Source organism: Reyranella sp. GW821-FHT14A01, from assembly GCF_058803965.1.
Genome location: NZ_JBXAPM010000004.1, coordinates 297892 through 321196 on the forward strand (window position 1 = coordinate 297892; position 23305 = coordinate 321196).

Below are 23305 nucleotides of genomic sequence, written 5' to 3' on the forward strand. Positions count from 1 at the left end.
GGTCCTGCTCATTGAGCCAACTGGAAACGGATCGGAATGATAACCGTGAACGGCGTGGGCTTGCCCCCCTGGACATAGGGCTCGATGCGCGCCTCCTTCATCGCGTCCGTGGCCGCCTTGTCGAGCGCGGGGTAGCCGGAGGATTCTTCCACGGAGATGAACTGCGGCGCGCCATTCGTGTGGAACGTCACCTTGAGCCTCACAGTGCCCTCTTCCCCGGCCATTCGCGATGCGTCGGGGTAGGACGGCTTGGGCGTGACCTGCATGACGAGCGGCGGCCCACCCCTGGTCGCTGCGATCGCGGCTGACGATGTCGGGGGAGCGGTTGATGGTGTGGGCGGCGCTGGCGGAGCGGGAATGCCCGGCAGCTCACGCCCGGCATATTCCTTGACGCAGTTCTTGAGGCGCGCGGTCGCCGTCTCGAAGCCCTCGAGAGGCATCGTGAAGTGGCGCTGGTTCGCGGAGACGTCGATCTGCTGGGCCGACTGCAGGGCCGCAAAGAATTCCGGTGCTGCGTCGATGGTCAGCGTGTCCGCCGATATGGCCATGCCCGAGAAAGTGAACCGCCGGCTGCCGACCGTCAGCGAGGTCGGGTAGGCCTGCCGCGGCTTCAATTCCCAGCGAGGCGCCGAGGCGGCGAGGAACTGCACCCCGCCCGGCGTGAGGCTGACATAGAGGGCGAAGCCGTCACCCTGCAGCCGTCGGATGGTGCACCGGCTGAACGTGCGGGACGCCGCGCTGGCAACGAGCGTCCAGGACCCGACCTGCACCATCGAGCCCGGAAAGTGCTGGATTTGGGCGCGCGCAGGGACCGACAATGTGATTGCGGCACCAAACAGCAGCGCCAGGTGCAGAGACGTTGGGCGATACGTCATCGGTCAATCAGGCGGAATTGCACGGGAAGAACGATCGTGATCGCCGTCGGCTTGCCGTCCTTGAGATACGGTTCGATGCGCATCTCCTTCATCGAATCGATCGCCGCCTGATCGAGCGCCGGATAGCCCGAGGAGCGCTCCAAGGCGATAACATCCGGAGAACCGCCCTCTACGGGAAACCTCACTTTCACATACGCAAGGCCCTCTTCCTGGGCGAGCTTCGACGACGCAGGATAAACGGGCAGCGCGAACTTCCTGACGACGAACCCCTTGTCGCGAAGCGTGGACAAGGCGGAGGCTTCCGCTGCTGCCCGAATTCTGGTTTCCGGGGGAAGTCCGGGTGCCGCTCGCGCGATCGGCACGGTTCGGTTCTTATAGTTTGCGACGCACTCCCTGAGCCCTGCCATGGCGGCCTCGATGCCTTCGATATCCATCGCGAAGTGGCGTTGGTTGGCGGCGATGCTGAGCGTCTGGCCCGATTGCAACGCGGCGAAGAACTCCGGCGCGGCGTCGACGCTCAACGTGTCGTTCGACATCGCCATGCCGGTGAACGTGAACGGCCGGGCTCCGACCTTCAGCGACAGCGGGTAGCTCTGACGTGCCTGCAGGTCCCATTGCGGTGCCGAGGTGCCGAAATATTGGACGCCACCGGCCGAGAGGCCGATGAAGATGGCGAAGCCGTCGCTCTGCACCCGGCGCATCGAGCAACTGTGAAACGCCCGCGAAGACGCGTTCGCAACGAGCGTCCAGGTCCCGACTTGCTTGAGGGAACCCGGAAACGTCTGGGCGCGCGCTTGCCCGGTACCTGAAAGTGTCGCCAAGGCGACGAGCAAAATTACCAGGGAAGGCACGACTTCGGAATCCCGGCTCCGTCAGAAATCAACCCACGCACCACTTCGGTCTCCCAGCACCCGTTCCGGTGATCCTAGAGACGAACCCTTGTCATGCATAGGTTGTATCGATCGCGCGCCGTTTCTCGGAAGGGAAATGCGAGCCCCGCCTCTTTGCCCTTGCAAACCCGGAGGCCGGATCATCAGGAACCGGCATCGTGACCGACGTTCCGAATTCCTCGCCAACACCAAAGCTCGATCCGCTCGGAATCGAAATCGGGACCTACGCGCACGATCCGCTGGGTTTCGTGCTGTTCGCCTTTCCCTGGAGCGAGGCGGGGACGGTATTGGCGAACGATAGAGGCCCCGAGCCGTGGCAGCGCGAGGTGCTGACGGAGATCGGCCGATCGCTCGCGGGCGCTTCCGACGCGGTCCGCATCGCCGTCGCCTCGGGACACGGTGTCGGCAAGTCGGCGCTGGTGGCCTGGATCATCGTCTGGGCGCTCGCCACCTTCCGCGACACGCGTGGGATCGTGACGGCCAATACGGCGACGCAGCTCAAGACCAAGACCTGGCCCGAACTCACCAAGTGGCTGCGGCTGGCCGTCTGCGCCGACTGGTTCGAGATCGCGGCCACGTCGATTGCCAGCGTCGAGGCCGCGCACCAGCGGACCTGGCGTATCGATGCCATCCCGTGGAGCTTGCGGGCCACCGAGGCCTTCGCCGGCCTGCACAACCAGGGTCATCGCATCTTCGTCGCCTTCGACGAGGCCTCGGCGATCCCCGATCCGATCTGGGAGACGATCGAGGGCGCGCTGACCGACCGCGACACCGAGATCCTGTGGCTGGCCACCGGCAATCCGACGCGCAACACCGGCCGCTTCCGTGAATGCTTCGGCCGGTTCCGGCATCGCTGGCAGCACCAACAGGTCGACGGCCGCAAGGTCTCACTGACCGACAAGGAGGAGATCGCGCGCTGGGCGGCCGACTATGGCGATGACAGCGACTTCTTCCGTGTCCGCGTGAAGGGTGAATTTCCAAGAGGGGGCGCCATGCAGTTCATCGACGGCGAGACCGTGGAGGAGGCGGTGGCCCGTCCCGCCGAAAGCCACTTGCGCCAGCCGCTGGTCATCGGCGTCGACTGTGCGCGCGGCGGCGACGACCAGAGCACGATCTGGTTCCGCCGCGGCCGCGATGCGCGCAGTGTTCCCGCCATCAAGTTGCGTCTGCGCGACCTCATGGTCCTGTCGGGAAAAGTGGCGGAGCAGGCGATCCAGCACCGCGCCGCCGCGGTGTTCATCGACGAGGGCGGCATCGGTGCCGGCGTCGTCGACCGGGTGCGCCAGATGCTGGCCGGCAAACTGGTGGTCGGGGTCAATTTCGGCGGCCGCGCCGACCGCTACACGCTGGGCGACGGCATGCCGCTCACCGCCAACAAGGCGGCCGAGATGTGGGCCTCGATGCGCGAATGGCTCAAGACGGGCGCCATCCCCGACGATCCCGAGTTGAAGGCCGAGCTGACGGGCCGCGAATATGGCTTCAACCTTCACAACGCCATCCAGCTCGAGAAGAAGGAGGACATGAAGAAGCGCGGCCTGTCCTCGCCCGACAATGCCGACGGCCTCGCGCTCACCTTCGCCTATCCGGTGGCGGAGCTGCCGGAGGAGACGGGGTTCGGGGGAAGCGGCGAAACGGCCGCGCCCCGTACCAACGCAATCGAATCGGATTACGACCCGCATGCGGAGCTGTAACCGCTGGACTCAGTGCCACTGCATTGTCATGGTCCAGGCAATCGCCCGCAGAGGCGATTGGGAGGCATCCTGGGCGACCGTTCGATCGGCCGGCTCGATGTCTGGAGGCCCGTCGTTCCCTCTCTGGGAGCGGCGGGCCTTTTCATTTGGATGAGCCGCAGGCCTCGACGATGGCGGGTGCGACCATCGTCGCGAAGGCCTGGGCACCCTTGGCCGAGAAGTGCTCGCCGTCGAGGAAGTGGCTGCCGTCGAGCTTGCTTCCATCCACCTCCACGAGGGCGTCACCCAGCGCCAGGGCCTCGCGTTTCAGGACGCCCCGGAGATGCGCCAGCAGCCTGTGCAGGTCTTTCAGGTCGATGTAGGGCGTCCACATCGGGTGAGGGCCGACGTCGGGCGGCGGCGGGGCTTCGTTGAACATCTCGCCGATCCAGATCGTGCGCACGCCACGCTGGCGGTTGATGGCGGAGATGCTGCGGATGTTCCGGGCAAAGATCGCCTCCAGCACCGGGTCGGGATCGGCGCTGAGCGTACCCTTGGGATCAGGTGGTGCGCGCACCGTGTCGAAGGCGAAGGTCGCACCGCGTCGCAGCAGGCGCAGGAGCGGCGAGACGGCGACCGGCGGGCGATCGGAATGGCGGGCCTCCAGCATGTCGACCAGCATCGGCGTGTGATAGTCGGCGTAACCGGGATCGAGGTTGCGGAAGTGCGAGTTGTTGAGATCCTGGCCGCCGACATAGTAGACGGCGCAGCGCGGCTGTACGCCGTAGGCATCCTGGTAGAAGGCGGTGCGGATCAGGTGCTCGACCGTGCTGTTGCCGCTCACCGCGCGGTTCAGCACGGCATAGCGGCCGGCGCCCATGAGCCCTTCGAGTCGGTCGGGCCAGGTCTCGCCATCCGACAGGCTCACATCCTCCGTTGTCGAGCCGCCGAACACCACGACGACGATCCGGTCCTTCAGCTCCTCGGGTGAACGCTCGCGGCCGCGCAGCCCCTGCGAATCGACATGGAAGCGCGTGCGCGCGCCGGCCGGCGTCGGAACGTTGGCGGCCTGCAGCAGCGGATGCCAGACCCGTGTCGCACTGCGCACGCCGCGCTCGGGAAAGATGCCGATCGCGGCGCCCCGTCCGTGCTCGGCCATCACCGCGGAACCGAGTCCGAGGCCCAGCTCGATCGTCGCCAGCGACAGCACCATCATCGCGATACGCGGCCACGGGGCGCAAATGATACCCAGCGCGAGCAGGGCGCTGACATAGGCGAAGAACCATGCGGCGGGTGAGCCGGCGGCGACGTCGCGCGCCAGCCCATAGACGAGGACGACCGTGCCGCCGCCCAGGACCAGCAGCAGTGCGACCGCAACGGCGATCGTCCGCTCGAAGCGATAGGGATGCGACAGGCCGAGATGGCGCACGAGCCAAACTTTCATGGCTCAGCGATATCCGGAAACGGCTGACGCTGCGGCCCGGGTTTTGCACCACGACGCCCAGGAACCAACTTCATGGAGGCCGTCGATGCACGAGCGCATGGAAGAGCTGGAGAAGCGGGTCAAGATCCTCGAAGCCCGATTGGCAGCACTTTCGACCTCTTCGACGTCACCGGACTGCCCGTCGTGTGGCACCGACAAGATGCGACTCTCGGCAGAAAACACATTCGGTCCAGGCGTCATGACCAGGACGCGCCTGCGCGTGCGCCATTTCACATGCAGCCTCGACAATTGTCGTCACGAACTCACCGTCCAAGTGCCCGAGGAGAATGCCGGAGACACGGCGTTACAGGACAGTCCATGCAATCTCGCGGGGTGATCCGTCAGCGACCGCCTCAGATTTGCAAAGCGCACAACGGTTCTATTTTTGCGCATGGCGGCTGTTGAACAGGAAGTAGCCCTCGGACGCAAACAATCTTCCGGCATCGAGCAAGCTCGTGATCTCTGCCCTCCAGGTCGCAAGTTCACCATCGGAAATGGCGCCTGCATTCGCAGCTTTCGCCGCCGCGCCTAGAAAATAGTCGGCGGCAAGTTGCTGCGGGAAGACGACGACGCGGCTTGCGATGGAAATATCCGTGAAGCCGAGGTCGGCCAGCATGGTCGCCAGTCGTCCGGGCAACCAGCTCTGCGCAACGGCCGTCTCCGCTTCGTGAGCCATGACGCGACGAACCAGCGCGCGATCGGAGACGTTGACCGTCGTGGTGCAGAACTCGGGCTCGATGAGCGCCATGGCACCGTTCGGACGCAACACGCGCCGCATGCCGGCCAGGACCGCTTCGATATCGTCGAAGTAGATCAGCAGGCGCTCGGCGCGCACATGGTCGAAGGAATTCTCGGCATAAGGGAGCTGGGCCGCGTCGCCGACCCTGTAATCGATCGAAAGTCCTTGCTCGGTCGCACGACGCCGCGCTTCCGCGATGAACTGCTCGCTCCTGTCGATACCGTGCACCGTTCCGCTGCTTCCGGTGCGGTGCGCCAGCGGTACCGTCTCGAGGCCGAAGCCGCAGCCGACATCCAGGATCGCGCTGCCGGGGCGGACCATCTCCCGCTCCAGTCGCTTCAGCTCCTGCAATTGCTCGATCCGATCGAACGCTTCCAGCGCCGCGATGTAGGTCGCCGTCTGCCCCGTATCGTCGATGGCGGTGAAGGCGTTGAGCGAGAGGCCTTTGTTCACGGCGATGCGCTAGTTGAATCCGCGATAGACCACCGTCGCGAACATGCCGGCGGCCATGTGATAGAGGTTGTGGCAGTGATAGGCCCATAGGCCGGGATTGTCGGCATCGAAGGCGACCTTCACAGTCGCGCGCGGCGGCACCAGGATCACGTCGCGCATCGCGCCCGCGAGGGGCTGCCCGTTGATCTCCGTCACCTGGAAGGAATGGCCGTGCAGGTGCATGGGATGCGACATCATCGTGGTGTTGCGCATCACCAGCTCGACTCGCTCCCCCTTGTCGATGGTCACCGGCGAGCCTTCGAGTCCGTGCACGCTCATGCCCCAGATGTAGGCCGTCATGTCGCCGGTCAGGTCGACCGGCACGGAGCGATCGACGGGGCGGGCAGCGAGCGGCTGTTGCGCTCTGAGCTTCATCTCTTCCATCAGATTGAGCGCCGGAGTGGCCATGGCCGCCATTTCCGGAATTCGAGAAACGACGGCGCCGCGCGGGCGCAGCACGATGCCGGTCTGCGACGTTCGGCCTTCGCAGCGCGCCAGAATCGGCAGGGCCGTGCCGTCGGCCGGCAGGCGCACCACGATGTCGACCCTCTGGGCAATCGCCAGCGGGAATTGGCGCACGACCAGCGGCGCGACCGGATTGCCGTCGACGGTGAGCACGGTGCCTTCGACAGCGCCGAGATCGATCATGAAGTTCGACGAGGCGGCGCCGTTGATGATGCGCAGGCGCACCTCGGCGCCTTTCTCGACGTCGACCATCTGCGGATCGGCGAGCGTGCGGTCGTTGGCTAGAAAGGCGTCGTAGGTAACGTCGTTGAGGTCAGGGGCGGCGCCCGCTATGCTCATGCCTCCGCCGCTGCTGCCCATTGCCATCGCCATCGGCTTGGGGCGGCGCAGGTTCTCGAAGATCGTGCGCGGCGGCGTCCATGAAAAGTCTTCGAGAAAGAGCACGATCTCCTGCAGCCCGCTGCGGATGGCGCTCTGCTCGCGGACAATTAGAGGCGCGGCCAGCAGGTTCTGTTCCTGGAGGCCGAAGTGCGAATGCATCCAGCGTGTGCCCACGGGCAGGGCCGGGAATTTGTAGTCCGCGAACTGGCCGGGTGCGATCGGCGGCGCGGAGATGTAGGGCACGCCATCCTGCCGCCAGGGCGGGTTCAGCCCATGCCAGTGCAGGCCGGACAGCACGTCCAGGCCGTTCTCCAGCCGCACGTCGAACGTGTCTCCCTCGTTCAGCGTGAGGCCGAAAACGCCGGAAGACTGCTCGACGCCATAGCGCCGGGCCGGCTTGCCGTTGACCTCGATCGTACGCGTGACCAGTCGCAATGTGCGGCGGCCCGATCCAGATGGAAGCTGTGCAGAGGCAGTCCCTGCCAGGGCCAGAGCCACCGCACCGCTGCCGCAGACAAGCAAGTCCCTGCGCTTCATCATCGAACGCTCTCCTCGCGCGATATTACCCGCTCCTAGATCTGTCCACTTCATCAACTTTCCGCTTGCATCGCCAAAATCCGGTTCATCAGTAACTCAAGGGCTCGCTCACAGGAGAGACGCCCTTGGGAATTTTTGGTGGCGGCCAGGCCGCTTATCCTCCGATGTCACCGCCGGCCCTGCCGCCGGCACCTGAGCCCTATCCGTCGATGGCCGATCCGTCGGTGCGCGAGGCGCGGGAGGCGCAGAAGAAGCGCGCCGCCGCCATGGCGGGCTACGCCTCCACGATCGCGACCGGTGGGCTTGGGCTCACCGATGCCGCGTCCACCACCGCCTTGCGCGGCAAGACGATGCTGGGGGCCTGAGCGATGGCGCACGATCCTGCCCTTCGCCGCCACCTCGACGCCCGGCTCGGCGTTCTGAAGCGCCAGCGCCAGTCGTGGGAGCCGGGCTGGCGCGAGCTGTCGCGCCTCGTCAATCCGCGGCGCGGCCAGTTCTTCACCTCGCCCAACCAGGGCGGCCGCGGCGCGCAGGCCAACGCCGCCATCCTCGATCCCACGGCGCTGTTCGCGCTGCGCACCCTGGTGGCCGGGCTGATGTCGGGCGTCACCTCGCCGGCCAGGCCGTGGTTCCGACTCTCCATCCCCGACCGTCGCGTGGCGTCGCTCGCACCGGTGAAGGCCTGGCTCGACGAATGTGCCGAGCGCATGCGCATGGTGTTCAACGCTGGCAACCTCTATTCGGCGCTGCCGTCGATCTACGAGGAGCTGGGCCAGTTCGGCACCGGCTGCGCGATCGTCGAGTTCGACCGCGAAGACGTGATCCGTCTCTACACGCTGTCGACCGGCGAATACTGGCTGGGCCTCGACTGGCGCGGCCGCGTCGACACGCTGGCGCGGCGCTTCATGTATTCATATCGCCAGATCGAGGCGCGCTGGCCCGATCACGGCATTGCCGAGATCGCCGAGCGGGCGCGCGGCGGCGATGCCGACAGCGAGATCGCGATCCTGCACATGATCGAGCCCAATACCGGCTTCGAGAAAGGCCGGCTCGACTCCGCCGGCAAGAAGTTCCGCTCGGTCTACTGGCGGGAAGGCGGCGGCCAGGCCGAGGGCGAGTTCATCCATCGCGGCGGCTATTCGGAATTCCCGGCGCTGACGCCGCGCTGGGCGCCGATTGGCAATGACGCCTATTCGAAAGGGCCTGGCCACGACGCGCTGCCCGACGTGAAGTCGCTGCAGATCCTGAAGAAGCGCGAACACAACGCCGTCGACAAGCATGTCAACCCGCCGATGGGCGCGCATGTCAGCCTGCGCGGCTCGGCCTCGTCGGTGCTGCCCGGCGCCATCAACTACTTCACCACCCAGGAGAGAGGAGCGGGGATGTGGCCGCTCTACCAGACGGCTCCCGGCGCCATCGCCGAGGTCGAGCGTCTCGTGTTGCGCACCCAGGCCGTCATCAAGTCGGCCTTCTTCGCGGACCTCTTCCTGATGATTTCCGACATGGAGGGCGTGCAGCCGCGCAACCAGCTCGAGATCAGCGCGCGCCGCGAGGAGAAGATGCAGATGCTCGGGCCAGTGCTCGAGAACCTGCACGACGACCTGCTGCAGCCGCTGGTCCAGCGCACCTTCACCATCATGGCCGAGAACCGCCTCTTCACCGAACCGCCTCCGGAGCTGCACGGCTATCCGCTCGACGTCGAGCTGATCTCGATCCTGGCGCAGGCGCAGAAGGCGGCCGACCTCGGCACGGTCGAGCGGCTGTGGGCCTTCGCCGGCAGCATCGCCGCATCGCGGCCCGAGGTGCTCGACAAGCTGAACGCCGACGAGAGCATCGACGTCTATGCCGACAAGCTCGGTGCGCCGGCCGCCATCACCTTGGCCGACGACGTGGTGGCCCAGCTCCGCGCCGCGCGGGCGCTGCAGGCCCAGGCGGCACAGGCGCTGCAGATGGCCGGCGCCGTTGCCGAGGGCGCCAAGACCCTCAGCGAGACCGAGGTCGGCGGCGGCCGCAATGCCCTTCAATCCGTACTGGGAGTTTAGCGATGCATGATCCCAATGACGCAAGGCAGGTCCGCCAGGCCGAACAGCGCGAGAGGCAGGCGCGGGACCGCGTCGCCGACGACCTCTGCACGGTGATGGCCGGCGAGCCGGGCCGCCGCTTCGTGCACGGGCTGCTCGGCCTCTGCGACATCCGCAGCGACGGCTACGTGCCGGGCGGCCTCGAGGCACAACGCCACCAGGATTACCGGGCGGGCCGTCGCAGTATCGGCATCGAACTGCTGGGCGAGCTCGAACGGCACGCACCGGAGATGACCGAGCTGATGAGTGCGGAAGCCCGCATCAACGAGATGGAAGCCGAACTGGCGGCCTGGACCGCGGAGGAGCAGAACGATGGCTGACGCAATCGATACGACGACCACGCAGCAAGCGGCCGACCCGGACGCGGCGCCCGCGGTCGTGCCCGACAGCGCGACGGTGGCCTCCGAAGCCGTGGCGGAAGGGCCCGCGGAAGCGTCGGCCGACTATTCCGGGCTTCGCCTTCCCGACGGCTACCGTGCCGACGATCCGGTGTTCGGCGAAGCCATGAAGCTGTTCGAGGGCGAGAAGATCGCGCCCGCGGTGGCGCAGAAGCTGATCGACTTCACGGTGGAGCGCGACAAGGAGATCGCGCGCGCCGTGAACGACCACGCCGCGTCGTCGTGGACCAAGCAGGCGACCGAATGGCGCGCGACCTCGCAGAAGGAGTTCTCGCCCGAGGCGCTGGGCAATGCCCGCACCGCGCTCGCCCAGGTCTTCGACCGGCAGACCATCGCCTATCTCGAAGGGTTGGGCTTCACCAACCATCCGGGGCTCATCCGCGGGATGGTGAAGGTTTCGCAGGCGATCAAGGACGACTCGTTCGTGGGCGGCAATGCCGGCCGCGGGAACGGCGCGATGGACCCGAAGGCTCTCTATCCCAACTCCCAGCACAACTAGGAACCAAGCTCCATGGCAACGCTTTCCGTGACCAATCCGACCCTGGCCGACTGGTCCAAGGTCATCGACCCCAACGGCAGCATCGCGCAGGTGATCGGCCTGCTGTCGCAGATGAACGAGATCACCGACGACATGGTGTGGAACGAAGGCAACCTGCCGACCGGCCACCGCACCAGCGTGCAGACGTCGCTGCCAACCGGCACCTGGCGCCGCTTCAACGAGGGCATCGTGGCGACCAAGAGCACGAGCACGCAGATCACCGATTCGTGCGGCATGCTCGAGACCTACTCGGAGATTGACAAGGCGCTCGCGGACCTCAACGGCAACACCGCGACCTATCGCCTGAGCGAGGACCGGGCCTTCCTCGAAGGCCTGACGCAGCAGCTCGCCGGCGTGCTGTTCTACGGCAACACCGCGACCAATCCCGAGCGCTTCATGGGATTCGCGCCGCGGTACAACACGACCTCGACCTCGACATCGCAGACGGCCAACAACTTCATCTCCGGTGGCGGCGCGGGCTCCGATAACACGTCGATCTGGCTGGTCGGCTGGGGCGATCTCACCGTGCACGGCATCTTCCCCAAGGGCAGCAAGGCCGGCCTGTCGATGAAGGACCTGGGCGAGCAGACGCTGCTCGACGCCGCCGGCAACCGCTACCAGGGCTATCGGACGCACTACAAGTGGGATGCAGGCCTGTCGGTGCGCGATTGGCGCTACGTCGTGCGCATCGGCAACATCGACGTGTCGGATCTCGCGGGCGCCACCCCGGCCGACCTGGTCAAGCTGATGATGCGGGCGATGAACAAGATCCCCAACATCAAGATGTGCCGGCCCGCCTGGTACATGAACCGCACCGTGAAGCAGTGGCTGGACATCCAGCGCAACCTCGGCGCCGCGGTCTCGAACACGACCAACAATACGAACATCCGCCGCACGCTCGACGAGAGCGATGGCCGCCCCTTCGACAGCTTCGGCGGCATCCCGATCCGCAAGTGCGACCAGATCACGCTCGCCGAAGCGACCGTGTCGTAGGCGGCAGCGCAGGAAAGGAAGAACCCACACCATGATGTACGACAAGCTCAACACCTTCGGCACCGATCAGGCGGTCACCACGACCGCCGCCTCGACCGACATCATCGATCTCGGCGCGGCCCGCGACATGGGCAACGGCGAGCCGCTGGAACTGGTGATCCTCGTCACCGAGACGGTCACTGCCTCCGGTGCCGCGACGGTCACCTTCACCCTGGAGACCGACGACAATGCCGGCTTCTCCTCGACCTTCGTGCTCGCCAGCTCCGGTGCCATTGGCAAGGCGGCGCTCACCGCCGGCACCGAGGTGTTGCGCGTGAAGGTGCCGCTCGATGCCGAGCGCTACCTGCGCACCAACTACACGGTGGCGACCGGACCGCTGACGGCCGGCAAGTTCACAGCGTTCCTCGCCCACGACCGTCAGGCCAGCAAGGCCTACGCGTCCGGCTTCACCGTCTGAGCGGAGATATCGACATGGCCCAGAAAAGCGACAAGCACGACAAGTCCGTGGAGTACGTCGTCGTCGACAATCCCTTCTACGACGGCGTCCAGCTCCATCCGATCGGGGCGCGGATTCTTTGGTCGGGCCCGCCCGGCCTGTCGCTGGCGCCGGTCGACGCGCCGCGCCGCCGCAGCGCGGGCGAGGCGCCGATCTTCGGCGATCCGCTGGCCGGCCGTGGCGACGGTGCGCCGGTCAAGGCCGCGAAGCCCGGCGACCAGGTCGTCCTCGTCCAGTGAACGTCGTGCGGTGAGTCGAGAGGGGCCGGTCTTCGGGCCGGCCCCGCCACCGCGAGGAGAAGAAGCCATGGCTCAAGACATCGCCTACCAATCCGCCGTTCGGCGCAGCGCCATTCCTGTTTCGGAGACGAATCCGCTGCCGGTGGTACTGACCAGCCTCACAGGGATGGCGCTGATCAAGTCGACCGTCACCATGTCGGGCATCTCGGCGGAGCTGGTCCCGGCCGATGCTACCCGGCGCATCGTCCTCGTGAGCAGCACGAGGGCCAACGCCGATGCGGCGATCGATCCGACCGGCGGCACCTGTGCGCTCGACGCCGGTATTCCGCTGTCAGGCGGTGACACGGTGCAGATCACCGGGAAGGAGGCGCAAAGCGCCATGACCCAGATCGGCACGAACGGGCAGAAGCTCACCGTCTACGTCGGAGCCTGAGCATGCCCATCGCCTTTCTGAACAGGACGCGCGGAGGCGGGTACCGCGCCTTCGATGCCGACGTGCTGGCGTGGCGGGATGCCGTCGTCGCCAACGGCGGCTCGGTGTCGCTGGCGCGCCTGATCGTCGTCGACCAGTTCGTCTTCAGCGAGAAGGCATCGGGCACCTGGTCGCTGACCGACGACTATCTCGGCTTGTGGGCGGAGAATGCAGCCCAGGCGTTGACCTCGCTGAAGCAGCGCCGGCTCGCGACAGTGATCAACTCGCCGACCTTCACACCGGATCGCGACTATGCGTTCGATGGCAGCACCAACTACATAGACACCGGCTTCGTGCCGGGCACTCATGCCATCGCGATGTCCGTTTCGTCGATCCACGCCGAGATCTACGAACGCACGAACTTCAATGGCGCCTCCAACGTTACGGGCTTGGGGGTCAACTCGGGCACCAATCAGACCATTCGCATCATCACCCGCAACAACCCTCAGGCCCTCGGATACGCAGGGGGGCAGTCCGCGACATTCACTCTTCCGTCCATAACCAGTCTCGGCTTGACGCAGATCGGGCGTTTCAGCAGCACGCCAGCCGATGTGTACGGCTGCAAGAACGGCGTAGCGATGACGCGCACCGTCGATCCGGGTGCGGTTGGCGCATCGCTGCCGAGCCACAGCCTCTTTGTCGGCGGACTGAATAGCCTGGGAGCATACGCTTTCGGTCGCACCACTTTGGTCGGATTTGCGGCGTGGGGCGCGGCTCTATCCAGCGGGCAGTGCCTCGCCCGCTACAACGCCGTCCAGGTGTGGGCCACTTCCGTGGGAGCGCAGGTCTGATGACGATGTTCATCCTTCTCACCAGCGATCAGGCCGACCAAGTGCGCGGCCCGTCGATTGTCACCCCGTCCGCGGCGCTCCAGCCGATCGAGCGACGGGGCGATGTGTTCATCCTGGGTGTCGGTGTCCTGACCGACGCCGCGCATGCGGCACATTGGGGATATATCGCGCTGCTGCCTCAGCTCGACGACACCGATCCCGCGTTTCCTGGAGAAGTCGCATGAGCGACACACCGCCCAATGGCAAGGCCGGATTTGGCGTGCAGGCGTATCGCTGCCTTGTCGGCGGCGGCATGGCGCTGCTCGTCCTGCTCTCGCAGCGAACGCTCGCCACGCTGGACGACACGACGGCCGCCGTCCGCAGCCTGCAGGCCCAGGTCGCTGCCATGCAGGGGGCGACCGAGAGCCGGTTCAATGCCCATGCCCAGCGACTCGACACGGCGGATCGGCGCAATGACGCGCAGGACGTGAAGATCGACGGCCTGTGGCAGCGCCTGTGGTCGCCAGTTCCCGCGACGAGGGCGCCATGAGCCACGCCGCCGAACGCACCCTCTTTCTTTTGCAGGAGCCTGCCTGATGCCGTTCCTTCCTCTGCTGCTTGGCCTCGCGCCGACTGTCGCCTCCTGGATCATGGGCGACAAGACCGGTGCCGCCGTCTCGAAGGTGACCGGCATCGCGCAGGAGATCCTGGGCACGTCGGATGCCGCCGGCATCGAACGGGCGATCTCGGCCGATCCCAACCTGGCGCTGCAGTTCAGGATGGCGATGATCCAGGCCGAGGCCGATGCCCGGCGGCAGCAGTTCGACACGCTGCAGGCCGAGCTTGCTGACGTGGCGAGCGCGCGCAACCAGACGGTCGAGCTGGCGAAGGCCGGCTCGGCGATCGCCTGGGGTGCCGTCGTCGTCAGCGTGCTCGTGACGGTCGCCTTCATGGCGGCGCTGTGGTTCGTCGTGCGCCAGGAGATCCCGCTGGCCTCACGAGAGATCGCCTACATCCTGCTGGGCACCCTGGGTGCCAAGTTCGGCGACATCGTCGCCTATTGGGTCGGTTCCAGCTCGGGCTCGGCGCAGAAGTCCGCGGCGCTGGAAAAGGCCGTGGTCGCCGGGGGAGGGCGGTAGATGCCGGCCGACACCGACATCGGCAACATGGCGCTCAGCCGTCTCGGCACGCGCGCCACCATCGCCGACCTGACCGAGAACAGCACCGAAGCGCGCCAGATCAATCTCTGGTACGCGACCGTCCGCGACGAGCTCCAGTCGCTGGTGGACTGGAACTTCAACCGTGTCTCGCAGGCGCTCGTTGCCTCGGGCACCCCGCCGGCACGCTGGGCGTCGAGCTACGCCTATCCGTCGGATTGCCTCAGGATGCGGCGCCTCGACTTCGGCGGCGCGTGCTGGGTCGCCGGCGAGCCGGCGGCCGGCTTCGAGATCGCTTCCAATGGCAGCGACACCTTCCTCTATTGCAACGAGGACCAGGTCTCGGCGATCTACGCCCAGAGGGTGACCGATCCGGCGCGCTTCACGCCGGGCTTCGTCCTGGCCTTCGTCGACTGCCTCGCGGCGGCCGTCGCGCATGCGATCACCCAGAAGGCCGACCTCGCCGAACGCCTGGCCCGCCGGGCACAGGATCGCGTCGAGCGCGCCATGGCCGATAGCGCGAACGAAGGCATGATCCCGGGCGATGCAGACCGGCTGGCGCAAAGCCTCTCGGTGCGCGGCTTCGATGGAAGCACGCCATGACCGTGCCCGTCATCCTGCCGAGTTTCGCGGCCGGCGAGTTGTCGCCAGCGTTGCACGGCCGCGTCGACCTCGCCAAGTACCAGGTCGGCCTCGCGACCTGCCTCAACTGGTTCGTCCATCCGTTCGGCGGCGTCAGCACCCGCGCCGGCACAGGCTTCGTCGGCGAGGTTCATGATCACGGCCAGCGCTCCAGGCTGGTCGGGTTCAGTTTCAGTACGCAGCAGACCTACGTGCTGGAATTCGCCGACCGGAAGATGCGGGTCATCAAGGATGGCGGCTATGTGCTCGAGCCCGCGACCGCCATCACGGGCGTTAGCCGGGCCAATCCGGGTGTCGTGATCACGGCGGCACCACACGGCCTGTCGAGCGGTGACGCGGTGTGGCTGAACGAGGTCGGCGGCATGGACGCCGTCAACCGCCGCCGCTTCACGGTGACGGTGCTGGGGGCCTCTTCCTTCTCGATCGGGATCGACACGGCGGGCTACGGCGCCTGGATCTCGGGCGGCACGGCGGCGCGGCTCTACACGATCGACACGCCCTATGCGGCGGCCGACCTTGCCCTGCTGAAATACGTACAGAGCGCCGACACGATGACGCTCACGCATCCATCCTATGCGCCGCGGAACCTGACCCGCACCGGCCATGCCGCCTGGACGCTGACGGCGATCACCTATGCGCCAACGCAGCAACCGCCGACGGCGCTGGTTTCCAACTCGCCCGGCTCGGGCTTCGACTATGTCGTGACGGCCGTCAGCGAGGAGACCGGCGAGGAAAGCGTCGCTTCGGTGGCGGTTTCGTCCAATATCCAGACCTCGAAGATCACCTGGACGGACGCGGCCGGCGCCAATTCCTACAACGTCTACAAGGGCAAGAACGGCGTCCATGGCTTCATCGGCCGGGCAGGGGACGGCGCGACGGGCTTCACCGACACGACAGTGGCGCCCGACACATCCGACACGCCGCCGGAGGACAAGAACCCGTTCGATGCGGCGGACAAGTATCCCGGCTGCTCGACCTATCACGAGGGCCGGCAATGGTATGCCCGCACCAACCAGAAGCCGCAGACGCTCTACTCGTCGGCGTCGGCGGCCTTCAACAACATGAACACCAGCTCGCCATCGAAGGACAGCGACGCCATCACCCGCACCATCGCCTCGCGCGAGGTGAACGAGATCCGGCACCTGCTCAGCCTCAACGTGCTGCTGGTCTGGACCTCGGGCGCGGTGTGGAAGGCCTGGGCCGGCGCGCAGGCCGATGTCATGACGCCGGCCAATTGCGCGGTGAAGCCGCAGAGCTACGAGGGCGTGTCGCAGGTCCCGCCGATCGCCACCGAGAGCAGCGCGCTCTACGTCACGGCGTCGACCAAGAAGGTGCGCGACGTCGCCTACGATTTCGGTTCGGACAGCTGGGCTGGCCGCAACGTCTCGATCCTCGCCGGCCACCTGTTCGAGGCGCACGGGATCGAGGAATGGGCCTATGCCCGCGATCCGCACGGCATCGTCTGGTGCGTGCGTGCCGATGGCATGTTGCTGGCCTTCACCTACCTGAAGGAGCACGACGTCTATGCCTGGTCGCGGCATGTGACCGACGGCGCGGTCGAGAGCGTGGCGGCGGTGCAGGAGGCCGATGAGACGGTCCTGTATCTCGCGGTGCGCCGCACCGTCTGCGGCCAGACGGTCCGCTATGTCGAGCGCATGGCGAGCCGCTATTTCCCCGACGTCTATTCCTCCTGGTGCGTCGACTGTGGCTATCGCCAGGACGGCTGGAATATCGATCCGGCCCGCAGGCTGGTCCTGTCGGGCGCGACGTGGAATGCCGGCGACGCGGTGGCGCTGACGGCTGTCGGCCACACGCCCTTCACGGCGGCGTCGGTCGGGAAGAAGTACCTGCTGCGGTCGGGGCAGGATCAGGTGATCGTCACCGTCTCGGCCTACACCGACGGCACCCATGTCGACGCCACGCTGGACACGGCGCCGCACGTCGATCTGCAAGGTCCGGCCATTGCCGACTGGGCGTTGGCCTCGCCGACCCTGGACGGGCTCTGGCATCTGGAGGGCCGCGAGCTCGCCGTGCTGGCGGACGGTTCGGTGCAGCCGAACGCGACCGTGAACAACGGCACCATCACGCTGCCGCGCGCCGCCGGCTGCATCCTCGCCGGCCTGCCCTATGCCTGCGACCTCGAGACGCTGAATATCGAGGCCGGGCCGCCGACGCTGCAGGGCCGGCAGAAGGTCGTGAACGAGGTCGTGCTGCGGGTGAAGAACACCCGCGGCCTTGCCGCCGGACCGACTCCGGACCGCCTCGTCGACATCAAGGAGCGCAACGATGAGCAGCCCGGCTTCCCGACGACGCTGACGACCGGCGACGAGCGCGTGCTGGTCGATCCGTCGTGGAATGCGGCCGGCCGCGTGTTCGTACGGCAGGCCAACCCGCTGCCGGCGACCGTGCTCGCCATCATCCCCCGCCTCGAAACCGGAGCCTGATCCATGGCCCTCAGTACGACCGCCAACAAGGTGATCCACAACGGCAACGCCTCGGCGACCGTGTTCCCCTATACCTTCCCGATCCTCGACGCCGCGCACCTCTCGGTCATCTACACCGACGCCGCCGGCGCCGAGACGACGCTGTCGCCCAGCCAGTTCGGCGTGACCGGCATCGGCACGAAGACGGGCGGCAGCGTCACCTACACGCGCTCGGGCGCGCCGATCGCCACGGGCACCAGGCTGACGATCGTCCGCACGGTGCCTTATACGCAGACGACCGTGCTCTCCAACCAGGGCGGCTACTATCCCGAGGTGGTCGAGCGCCGGTTCGACGAGATCTACATGGCGATGCAGCAGCTCGCCGAGATCGTCGGGCGCACCACCGTCTCCAGCATCAGCGATCCGGCGACCGAGCAGAGCAACCATGCGCTGATCCAGGCGCTGCAGGCCGACCTCGGTGACTTCGATAAGCTGACGACGCAGGGCGATCTGCTGACCCGCGACGGCAGTGGCTACAGGCGGCTCGCGCGGGGCACGGCCGGCCAGTTCCTGGGGATCAGCGGCGCCGACGCCGCCTGGCAGTCATTGCCCGCTTATCCGGTATACTCCGGCCGACGCCAGACGGTGAGTGCAGGCCCGGTGACCTCGGCCGGTCTGCCCAACTTCCTGCCGGCGACGAGCGCGGCCCTGTCGATCGCCAGCGCCAACGTTTCATCGACCTACCCGCTTGTGGCTACGGCAGCGGCCGGTTGGTCGGCGTCGAACGGCGCGCCAGTCGACATCATCGGCTACAGTGTCGCGAATCTGACATGGACGGGACTGACGGCCAGTCGCGTCGCCGCGACGCCGAATTTCCTGTACGTCACGATCGCCAATGGCGTGATGACGCCCGGCTCGACGCTCCTTGCCCCGATCTATCAATGGGGCGGCACGCCGGCCGTCACCAGTGGGCAGTTCACCTTCAACATCGCCGAAATGCGCGGCTATCTCGGCAATGGGACGACCGCCCCGCAGGTCAACCTGGTCATGGTCGGCGAAGCGGCGACCAATGCGACGGGTGTCATCAGCACCGCTGCTTATGCCTACAACGGCAAGTTCGCTTCGGCCTTCACGGCGACGCTGCCTGGGACGGCAACCTTTACCTCGTCCAATCATAACATCGGCGTCAGGCCGAGAGTGGCGAAATTTGTCATTGAAAATACGACGACCGAATTCGGTTTCGCGGTAGGCGATCAGATTGTTGAGGGGCATACATCGGTCGTAGGATCATCTTACGTTCCGCTGTCTGTGATCGTCACCGCCAAGACGATGGGCATTCAGACTGGCGTTAGCGTCTCCTTCGCCGCCATCGAGCGAACGACTGGCAACTTGCTGCACCTGACGAATTCTAGTTGGAAGTATGCGTTCATTGCGGAGCGCGGCTGGTGATCACCATGCTCCCCACCACCGAAGACGATGCGCGTGAACTCGCACCCCTGTTGCGCGTCGAGGATCGGGCGGAGATCGCGGCGCTATCTGGCCGCGATCCCGCCGGGTTGCTGGTCGAGAGCGTTGCGGCCTCTTGGGAAGCGACGACCTACCGGGCCGAGGGCGCACTGATTTGCATCGGCGGTGTTGCGCCGCTCAGCCTGATAGGCTCAACGGGTGTGCCGTGGTTGATGGGAACCGACCTTGTGCCAAAGCATCGCCGGGCGTTCATGCAGCACAGCCGCGAGGCCATGCCGCGGTGGTTGGCCCAGTTCCCGATCCTGCGCAACGTCGTGGATGCCCGATATAGCGAGTCCGTGCGCTGGCTGCGCTGGCTGGGCTTCCGCTTTGGGCCGCCCGTGAACATCGGCGTAGCTGGCCTGCCGTTCTTTCCCTTCGAAATTGAGGCATGCAATGTGTGAAGCGATTACTTTGGCGTTGACTGCCCTCAGCACGGTTGCAGGCTTCGCGGGTCAAATCGGTAAGGAGCAGGCTCAACAGCAGGCCGCCTCCGCCAATGCCGCTCAAGCCCGTTATCAGGCGCAGGTCGCTGCCCAGAACCAGGCGCTGATGGAGCGGCAGGCGGCCGATGCGAAACAGCGCGGTCAGGTAGCCGAGCAGAGCCGACGGCGCGTCACCCAGCAGCAGATCAGTCAGCAGAAGGCGACACTTGCCGCGCAGGGAGCCGATCTCGAAGGCAGCCCGATCGACATTCTGGGCGACACGGCTGCGGCTGGCGAGTTCGACGCAAGGACGATTCGAGCTAACGCTTCGCGCGAGGCCTACGGTTACCAGATCCAGGGGCACGGCTACGGCAACCAGGTGATCCTGGAAAACACGCGCGCTGCCAACTCGACCCACACACCTAACTATCTCGGCGCTGGTGCGTCGCTTTTGTCGGACGCCTCCGCGCTCGCTGACAGGTGGCGGCCGTTCCTGAATCCGAGCTAGAGCTTGGCGTGCGGCGCCCGGTGCACCGCCCGTGACGGGGATCTAGCAAGGTACAATTGATAACGATCATCCGCTCGGACGTCCCGCCGACCGTCAGGGCGTGGCCGGCGCCTAACGCGATCACGCCAGCCGTTATTCATATGGGCGAGGACGGAGGCGTTCCCCTGTTCTGCTGACAAGATTTTGTCGCCTATCGATCGGCAGCGCTAGGATGCCTTTCGATCGAACTCCATCAACAGGCGATTGACGTACCGGTCACGAGGCGTGCCTTGAAGCCGGGTCGGTACGAAGCGGATGCCGAGAGGCCCTCTTTCGAGGTCCGCGGAGTTGGTGTTGGGCCCGAGCCCATAGCGCGCCCAGACGACAAGTCTATCGGTGCGTGTCGGAACAATCCCCCGGTGCAAGGCCACCGTATTGACGAGGTGCATTGATCCAGCCGGTCCCGTCAGCTGCACGGCACCGGCCTTGAAGTGCCGTTCGCAGGCGAGGGAGAAGTCCTCGCCCATGTCGTCGACGAAACTGCGCTCGACATCCATCTTCTGGCGCCAGAACGGAATGCCCTTAAGAAGGCTCTTCATCCCCTCGAGTGAGTGCGATCCTGGGATCACTTCATGTGGCCCACCATCATGTCCAACGTCGGTGAGATAGATGAAGAGGGTTACAAAGCGCCAGTCGTCAGTATCCCGATGGAAGAACTGTACGTTCGTCATCTCCGGTTTTGGTGCAACGAACGACCACCACGCATTGACGGAGTATAGCGTCGGGACACACCCTAGGTATCCCTCGATCAATTGCAGAAGGCGTGGATCGTTCATGGCGTCTATCAGCCCAGGCGCTCGAACCACGGTTTCGGCTGAATAGGCCGCTAGTGGAAAGTCGCGACGCGCTGCAGCCAGAGATTTCGGACGGCCATCGAACGACAGCGCATTTGCGCCCTTGTGCACGGGCTGGTCCTCGAAATACCGGTGCAACTCCTCGACGTTGGGCAGGGTGATGGGAATCCGAACGTGCGACCTTTCCTGCAGATGAGGCAACAGGGCGGCGAACTCGTTGGATGGCAGCTCTTCGCGGAGGTGACCCTCTATCGTGCGGCGATCCTGCACAATTTTCTGGGCCAACTCGTGCCATTGGTGTTTCGGCAGGCCGCGCCTGAGTACCGTGAGGGCGCGAGCGTTAAGGTCCGTGTAGACGGTCATTGGCAACGCTCAGCTAAAGAATGTACTGGCGGGATTCCCGCCGAGACTATTTGTGAAGGGGATGGTGCGAACGTTGGCCGGGATCGGCTGGATTTGTTCGGGATCGAAGACGTAATTGTGCCGAACTAGGCGGTCACATCCCGAAATGTGTAGGTAGCAGTTTATGGACCAGAAAACCCGCATCTCGAAGATTGGGTAGTACATCTTGTCAATGGCGTTATCCTCGATTCCTAGTTTTCCGAAGAGATCGCGGCGGACAAAAATCGCGTTCCATGTTGTTGTCGTGGCCAATTCGTATCCGAGTGCAGCGCCAAGTTCGATCAGGGCCCGCAATGACGATCCTTCATTTACCTGGACACTATCCTCCTGAACGAAAAGAACGTCGTTCGGAATCGTCGGATTGAAATCGATCATTACGACGCGCGGACGGTAACCACGAAGGCTTGCCCACAAATTATAATCGTTACCCTCAACGTCGATACACAGGAAGTCCAACTCAGTTGGCGCACCAGCGTTCGCGAGTAGCTTCTGAAGAGATCCATCGCCAGAAGTCTTCACCTCGGCCATGACCGTTCGAACCGCTTGGGAGTTCTTATATAGGCCCCGGAGCTGCTCGAAGGCAGCGAGGTCGCTCTCTATCAGCAGCCCGCCCCAGCCTCGATCGCGAATGAGCGAGAGGGTGTTTGAGAACTTGACGCCATCGTGGGCGCCGACTTCCACACAGTACTTGCTGCCTGGCCCCAGCTTATCAAAGATATGGGCGATGATGCCGTCTTCGCCACACTCCGACGTGATGTTGCTCTGATAGTCGAGCAAGCGATTCGATGGGACCCTAGCTCGGTCGAGGCGGCCGGCATTCTGTTCGAGGAACTCGTTCCTGTATGACAGTCGAGGTCGGAAGACGCGCAGCTCTCGGGGTAGGACCTGTATGTCTGCATCGGCTACATGGATTCGCTTGATCTCTCCGGTGCGGTCGCGCTGATGACGCCAGATGAGTTCGCGATTACCGGCTAGAATCAGGGTACCATCGTAGCTCTGGAAGAGCCGAGTATTCGCAAATGAATGGAACATTCCTTCAGGGGAATTATCCCGAATCTCGAAGGCACCTGAGAGTTCGTTCAGGACGAAAATGGCGTTGCCGCCGATGACCGCGACGAGCTCGTATCCCTTTTCCTTGCCAAGTTCGCATACCGCAGCGAGGGAAGCCGACGAGGGGCCGGGCGCTGCAGGATCCTTCACGTAGAATATCTCAGGCGGGCAGAATTCGCTGAATTCGATCATCACGACCTTGGGACGATACCCTTGCAGCGACTTCCAGATGTGCCAATCGTTGCTGTCGATATCGATAACGAGAAATTCGAAGTCTTTCGGGATTGGCGTCCGCGCGAGCAGCGAATCAAGGGAACTCGGTCCGTCGATCTCAATGAACTCATTCAAGCAGTAAATGTCCGGTAGGGCGGACGAGTTCTCCACCAGCTGCTCAAAGGCCCCTTCGTTGGCTTCGATGTAGACGGCCTTCCAGCCACGATTATGCACGAGGTTCCAAGTATTGGAATGGTACTTGCCGTCCCACGCGCCGAACTCCACACACCAGCCATCATCGATGCCGAGCCGGGACAGGACGGCGGCGATTACACCATCTTCTCCCACTTGAGATGTTACGGACTTTGCGTACTGCCTCAAAGGATTGTTCCGGTCGATCTTCTCCTGGATCAACTTGGCATCCGGACCGACTACTTCGAGCCGTCGCTTTCCAGCGCGAAGTTTCGCGACGTCGGGGCGTAGAAGTTGGTCAGCCTTCTGCAATAGGACATCAAACACGCCTGGGATTCTCCTGATGCTGCCAAGGATTGGCAGATCAAAGTAGCATTTCTGCTGCGATCGGACTGCCAAAAGCTTGGAAACTGGTACACAGCATATCTGTAATCG

General features: G+C 65.0%; 26 protein-coding genes. 19 read left to right on the plus strand and 7 right to left on the minus strand.

Features of this window, described 5'->3' with window-relative positions; genetic code table 11:
• Positions 1-8: 8 nt before the first annotated feature.
• Both AC1ROX_RS10310 and AC1ROX_RS10315 read right to left on the minus strand, forming a co-directional pair.
• Positions 9-875, minus strand: a complete 867-nt coding sequence (locus AC1ROX_RS10310; protein WP_493125057.1) for an energy transducer TonB — start codon at positions 873-875, stop codon at positions 9-11.
• Positions 872-1726, minus strand: a complete 855-nt coding sequence (locus AC1ROX_RS10315; protein WP_493125059.1) for an energy transducer TonB — start codon at positions 1724-1726, stop codon at positions 872-874. The genes AC1ROX_RS10310 and AC1ROX_RS10315 overlap by 4 nt, the downstream gene beginning before the upstream one ends.
• A gap of 197 nt (positions 1727-1923) precedes the next feature.
• Here AC1ROX_RS10315 and AC1ROX_RS10320 point away from each other — a divergent pair, with 197 nt between their 5' ends.
• Complete coding sequence (locus AC1ROX_RS10320; RefSeq protein ID WP_493125061.1) at positions 1924-3456, plus strand: terminase; 1533 nt, start codon at positions 1924-1926, stop codon at positions 3454-3456.
• A 142-nt stretch (positions 3457-3598) separates the two neighbouring features.
• Here AC1ROX_RS10320 and AC1ROX_RS10325 read toward each other — a convergent pair whose 3' ends face one another.
• Positions 3599-4879: an SGNH/GDSL hydrolase family protein gene (locus tag AC1ROX_RS10325; RefSeq protein ID WP_493125063.1), complete on the minus strand. Its 1281-nt coding sequence runs from the start codon at positions 4877-4879 to the stop codon at positions 3599-3601.
• An 85-nt stretch (positions 4880-4964) separates the two neighbouring features.
• Here AC1ROX_RS10325 and AC1ROX_RS10330 point away from each other — a divergent pair, with 85 nt between their 5' ends.
• The gene (locus AC1ROX_RS10330; protein ID WP_493125065.1) at positions 4965-5255 is read left to right on the plus strand and encodes a hypothetical protein; all 291 of its coding nucleotides are present in this window, start codon (positions 4965-4967) and stop codon (positions 5253-5255) included.
• Positions 5256-5297: 42 nt separating this feature from the next.
• Here the strand turns inward: AC1ROX_RS10330 and AC1ROX_RS10335 are convergent, their stop codons facing one another.
• Complete coding sequence (locus tag AC1ROX_RS10335) at positions 5298-6110, minus strand: methyltransferase domain-containing protein (RefSeq protein ID WP_493125068.1); 813 nt, start codon at positions 6108-6110, stop codon at positions 5298-5300.
• A 9-nt stretch (positions 6111-6119) separates the two neighbouring features.
• Positions 6120-7535 carry a multicopper oxidase family protein gene (locus AC1ROX_RS10340; RefSeq protein WP_493125070.1) on the minus strand — a complete coding sequence of 472 codons (1416 nt, stop codon included), beginning with the start codon at positions 7533-7535 and terminating at the stop codon, positions 6120-6122.
• A 122-nt stretch (positions 7536-7657) separates the two neighbouring features.
• Between AC1ROX_RS10340 and AC1ROX_RS10345 the strand changes: the two genes are divergently transcribed.
• From AC1ROX_RS10345 to AC1ROX_RS10425, 17 genes are all read left to right on the plus strand, one after another.
• Complete coding sequence (locus tag AC1ROX_RS10345) at positions 7658-7897, plus strand: hypothetical protein (RefSeq protein ID WP_493125072.1); 240 nt, start codon at positions 7658-7660, stop codon at positions 7895-7897.
• Between the two features lie 3 nt (positions 7898-7900).
• Positions 7901-9574 (plus strand): portal protein, encoded by a 1674-nt coding sequence (locus AC1ROX_RS10350; RefSeq protein WP_493125074.1) that lies wholly within the window; start codon positions 7901-7903, stop codon positions 9572-9574.
• Between the two features lie 2 nt (positions 9575-9576).
• Complete coding sequence (locus AC1ROX_RS10355) at positions 9577-9933, plus strand: hypothetical protein (protein WP_493125076.1); 357 nt, start codon at positions 9577-9579, stop codon at positions 9931-9933.
• Positions 9926-10510 carry a hypothetical protein gene (locus AC1ROX_RS10360; RefSeq protein ID WP_493125078.1) on the plus strand — a complete coding sequence of 195 codons (585 nt, stop codon included), beginning with the start codon at positions 9926-9928 and terminating at the stop codon, positions 10508-10510. Before AC1ROX_RS10355 ends, AC1ROX_RS10360 begins: the two co-directional genes overlap by 8 nt.
• 12 nt (positions 10511-10522) lie before the next feature.
• On the plus strand, positions 10523-11542 hold the full coding sequence (locus AC1ROX_RS10365; protein WP_493125080.1) for a major capsid protein: 1020 nt from the start codon (positions 10523-10525) through the stop codon (positions 11540-11542).
• Positions 11543-11573: 31 nt separating this feature from the next.
• Positions 11574-11999: a Bbp16 family capsid cement protein gene (locus AC1ROX_RS10370; protein ID WP_493125082.1), complete on the plus strand. Its 426-nt coding sequence runs from the start codon at positions 11574-11576 to the stop codon at positions 11997-11999.
• Between the two features lie 14 nt (positions 12000-12013).
• Positions 12014-12277: a hypothetical protein gene (locus AC1ROX_RS10375; RefSeq protein WP_493125084.1), complete on the plus strand. Its 264-nt coding sequence runs from the start codon at positions 12014-12016 to the stop codon at positions 12275-12277.
• 67 nt (positions 12278-12344) lie between these two features.
• Complete coding sequence (locus AC1ROX_RS10380) at positions 12345-12710, plus strand: hypothetical protein (RefSeq protein ID WP_493125086.1); 366 nt, start codon at positions 12345-12347, stop codon at positions 12708-12710.
• 2 nt (positions 12711-12712) lie between these two features.
• Positions 12713-13540, plus strand: a complete 828-nt coding sequence (locus tag AC1ROX_RS10385) for a hypothetical protein (RefSeq protein WP_493125088.1) — start codon at positions 12713-12715, stop codon at positions 13538-13540.
• Positions 13540-13764, plus strand: coding sequence for a hypothetical protein (locus AC1ROX_RS10390; protein ID WP_493125090.1), 225 nt, complete (start codon positions 13540-13542; stop codon positions 13762-13764). The genes AC1ROX_RS10385 and AC1ROX_RS10390 overlap by 1 nt, the downstream gene beginning before the upstream one ends.
• Positions 13761-14069, plus strand: a complete 309-nt coding sequence (locus AC1ROX_RS10395) for a hypothetical protein (protein ID WP_493125092.1) — start codon at positions 13761-13763, stop codon at positions 14067-14069. The genes AC1ROX_RS10390 and AC1ROX_RS10395 overlap by 4 nt, the downstream gene beginning before the upstream one ends.
• A gap of 46 nt (positions 14070-14115) precedes the next feature.
• The gene (locus AC1ROX_RS10400) at positions 14116-14658 is read left to right on the plus strand and encodes a hypothetical protein (protein WP_493125094.1); all 543 of its coding nucleotides are present in this window, start codon (positions 14116-14118) and stop codon (positions 14656-14658) included.
• Positions 14659-15279, plus strand: coding sequence for a phage connector family protein (locus AC1ROX_RS10405; RefSeq protein ID WP_493125096.1), 621 nt, complete (start codon positions 14659-14661; stop codon positions 15277-15279).
• Positions 15276-17762 carry a ubiquitin-activating E1 FCCH domain-containing protein gene (locus tag AC1ROX_RS10410; protein ID WP_493125098.1) on the plus strand — a complete coding sequence of 829 codons (2487 nt, stop codon included), beginning with the start codon at positions 15276-15278 and terminating at the stop codon, positions 17760-17762. Before AC1ROX_RS10405 ends, AC1ROX_RS10410 begins: the two co-directional genes overlap by 4 nt.
• 3 nt (positions 17763-17765) lie before the next feature.
• Complete coding sequence (locus tag AC1ROX_RS10415; protein WP_493125100.1) at positions 17766-19190, plus strand: hypothetical protein; 1425 nt, start codon at positions 17766-17768, stop codon at positions 19188-19190.
• Positions 19187-19651 carry a hypothetical protein gene (locus AC1ROX_RS10420; protein ID WP_493125102.1) on the plus strand — a complete coding sequence of 155 codons (465 nt, stop codon included), beginning with the start codon at positions 19187-19189 and terminating at the stop codon, positions 19649-19651. The genes AC1ROX_RS10415 and AC1ROX_RS10420 overlap by 4 nt, the downstream gene beginning before the upstream one ends.
• Complete coding sequence (locus tag AC1ROX_RS10425; RefSeq protein ID WP_493125104.1) at positions 19644-20180, plus strand: virion core protein, T7 gp14 family; 537 nt, start codon at positions 19644-19646, stop codon at positions 20178-20180. Before AC1ROX_RS10420 ends, AC1ROX_RS10425 begins: the two co-directional genes overlap by 8 nt.
• Before the next feature lie 206 nt (positions 20181-20386).
• Here AC1ROX_RS10425 and AC1ROX_RS10430 read toward each other — a convergent pair whose 3' ends face one another.
• A complete protein-coding gene (locus AC1ROX_RS10430) occupies positions 20387-21376 on the minus strand; it encodes a phytanoyl-CoA dioxygenase family protein (protein ID WP_493125106.1) in 990 nt (329 codons plus the stop codon).
• 9 nt (positions 21377-21385) lie between these two features.
• Entirely contained in the window at positions 21386-23197 is a 1812-nt protein-coding gene (locus tag AC1ROX_RS10435) for a hypothetical protein (RefSeq protein ID WP_493125108.1), read from the minus strand.
• Positions 23198-23305 lie beyond the last annotated feature (108 nt).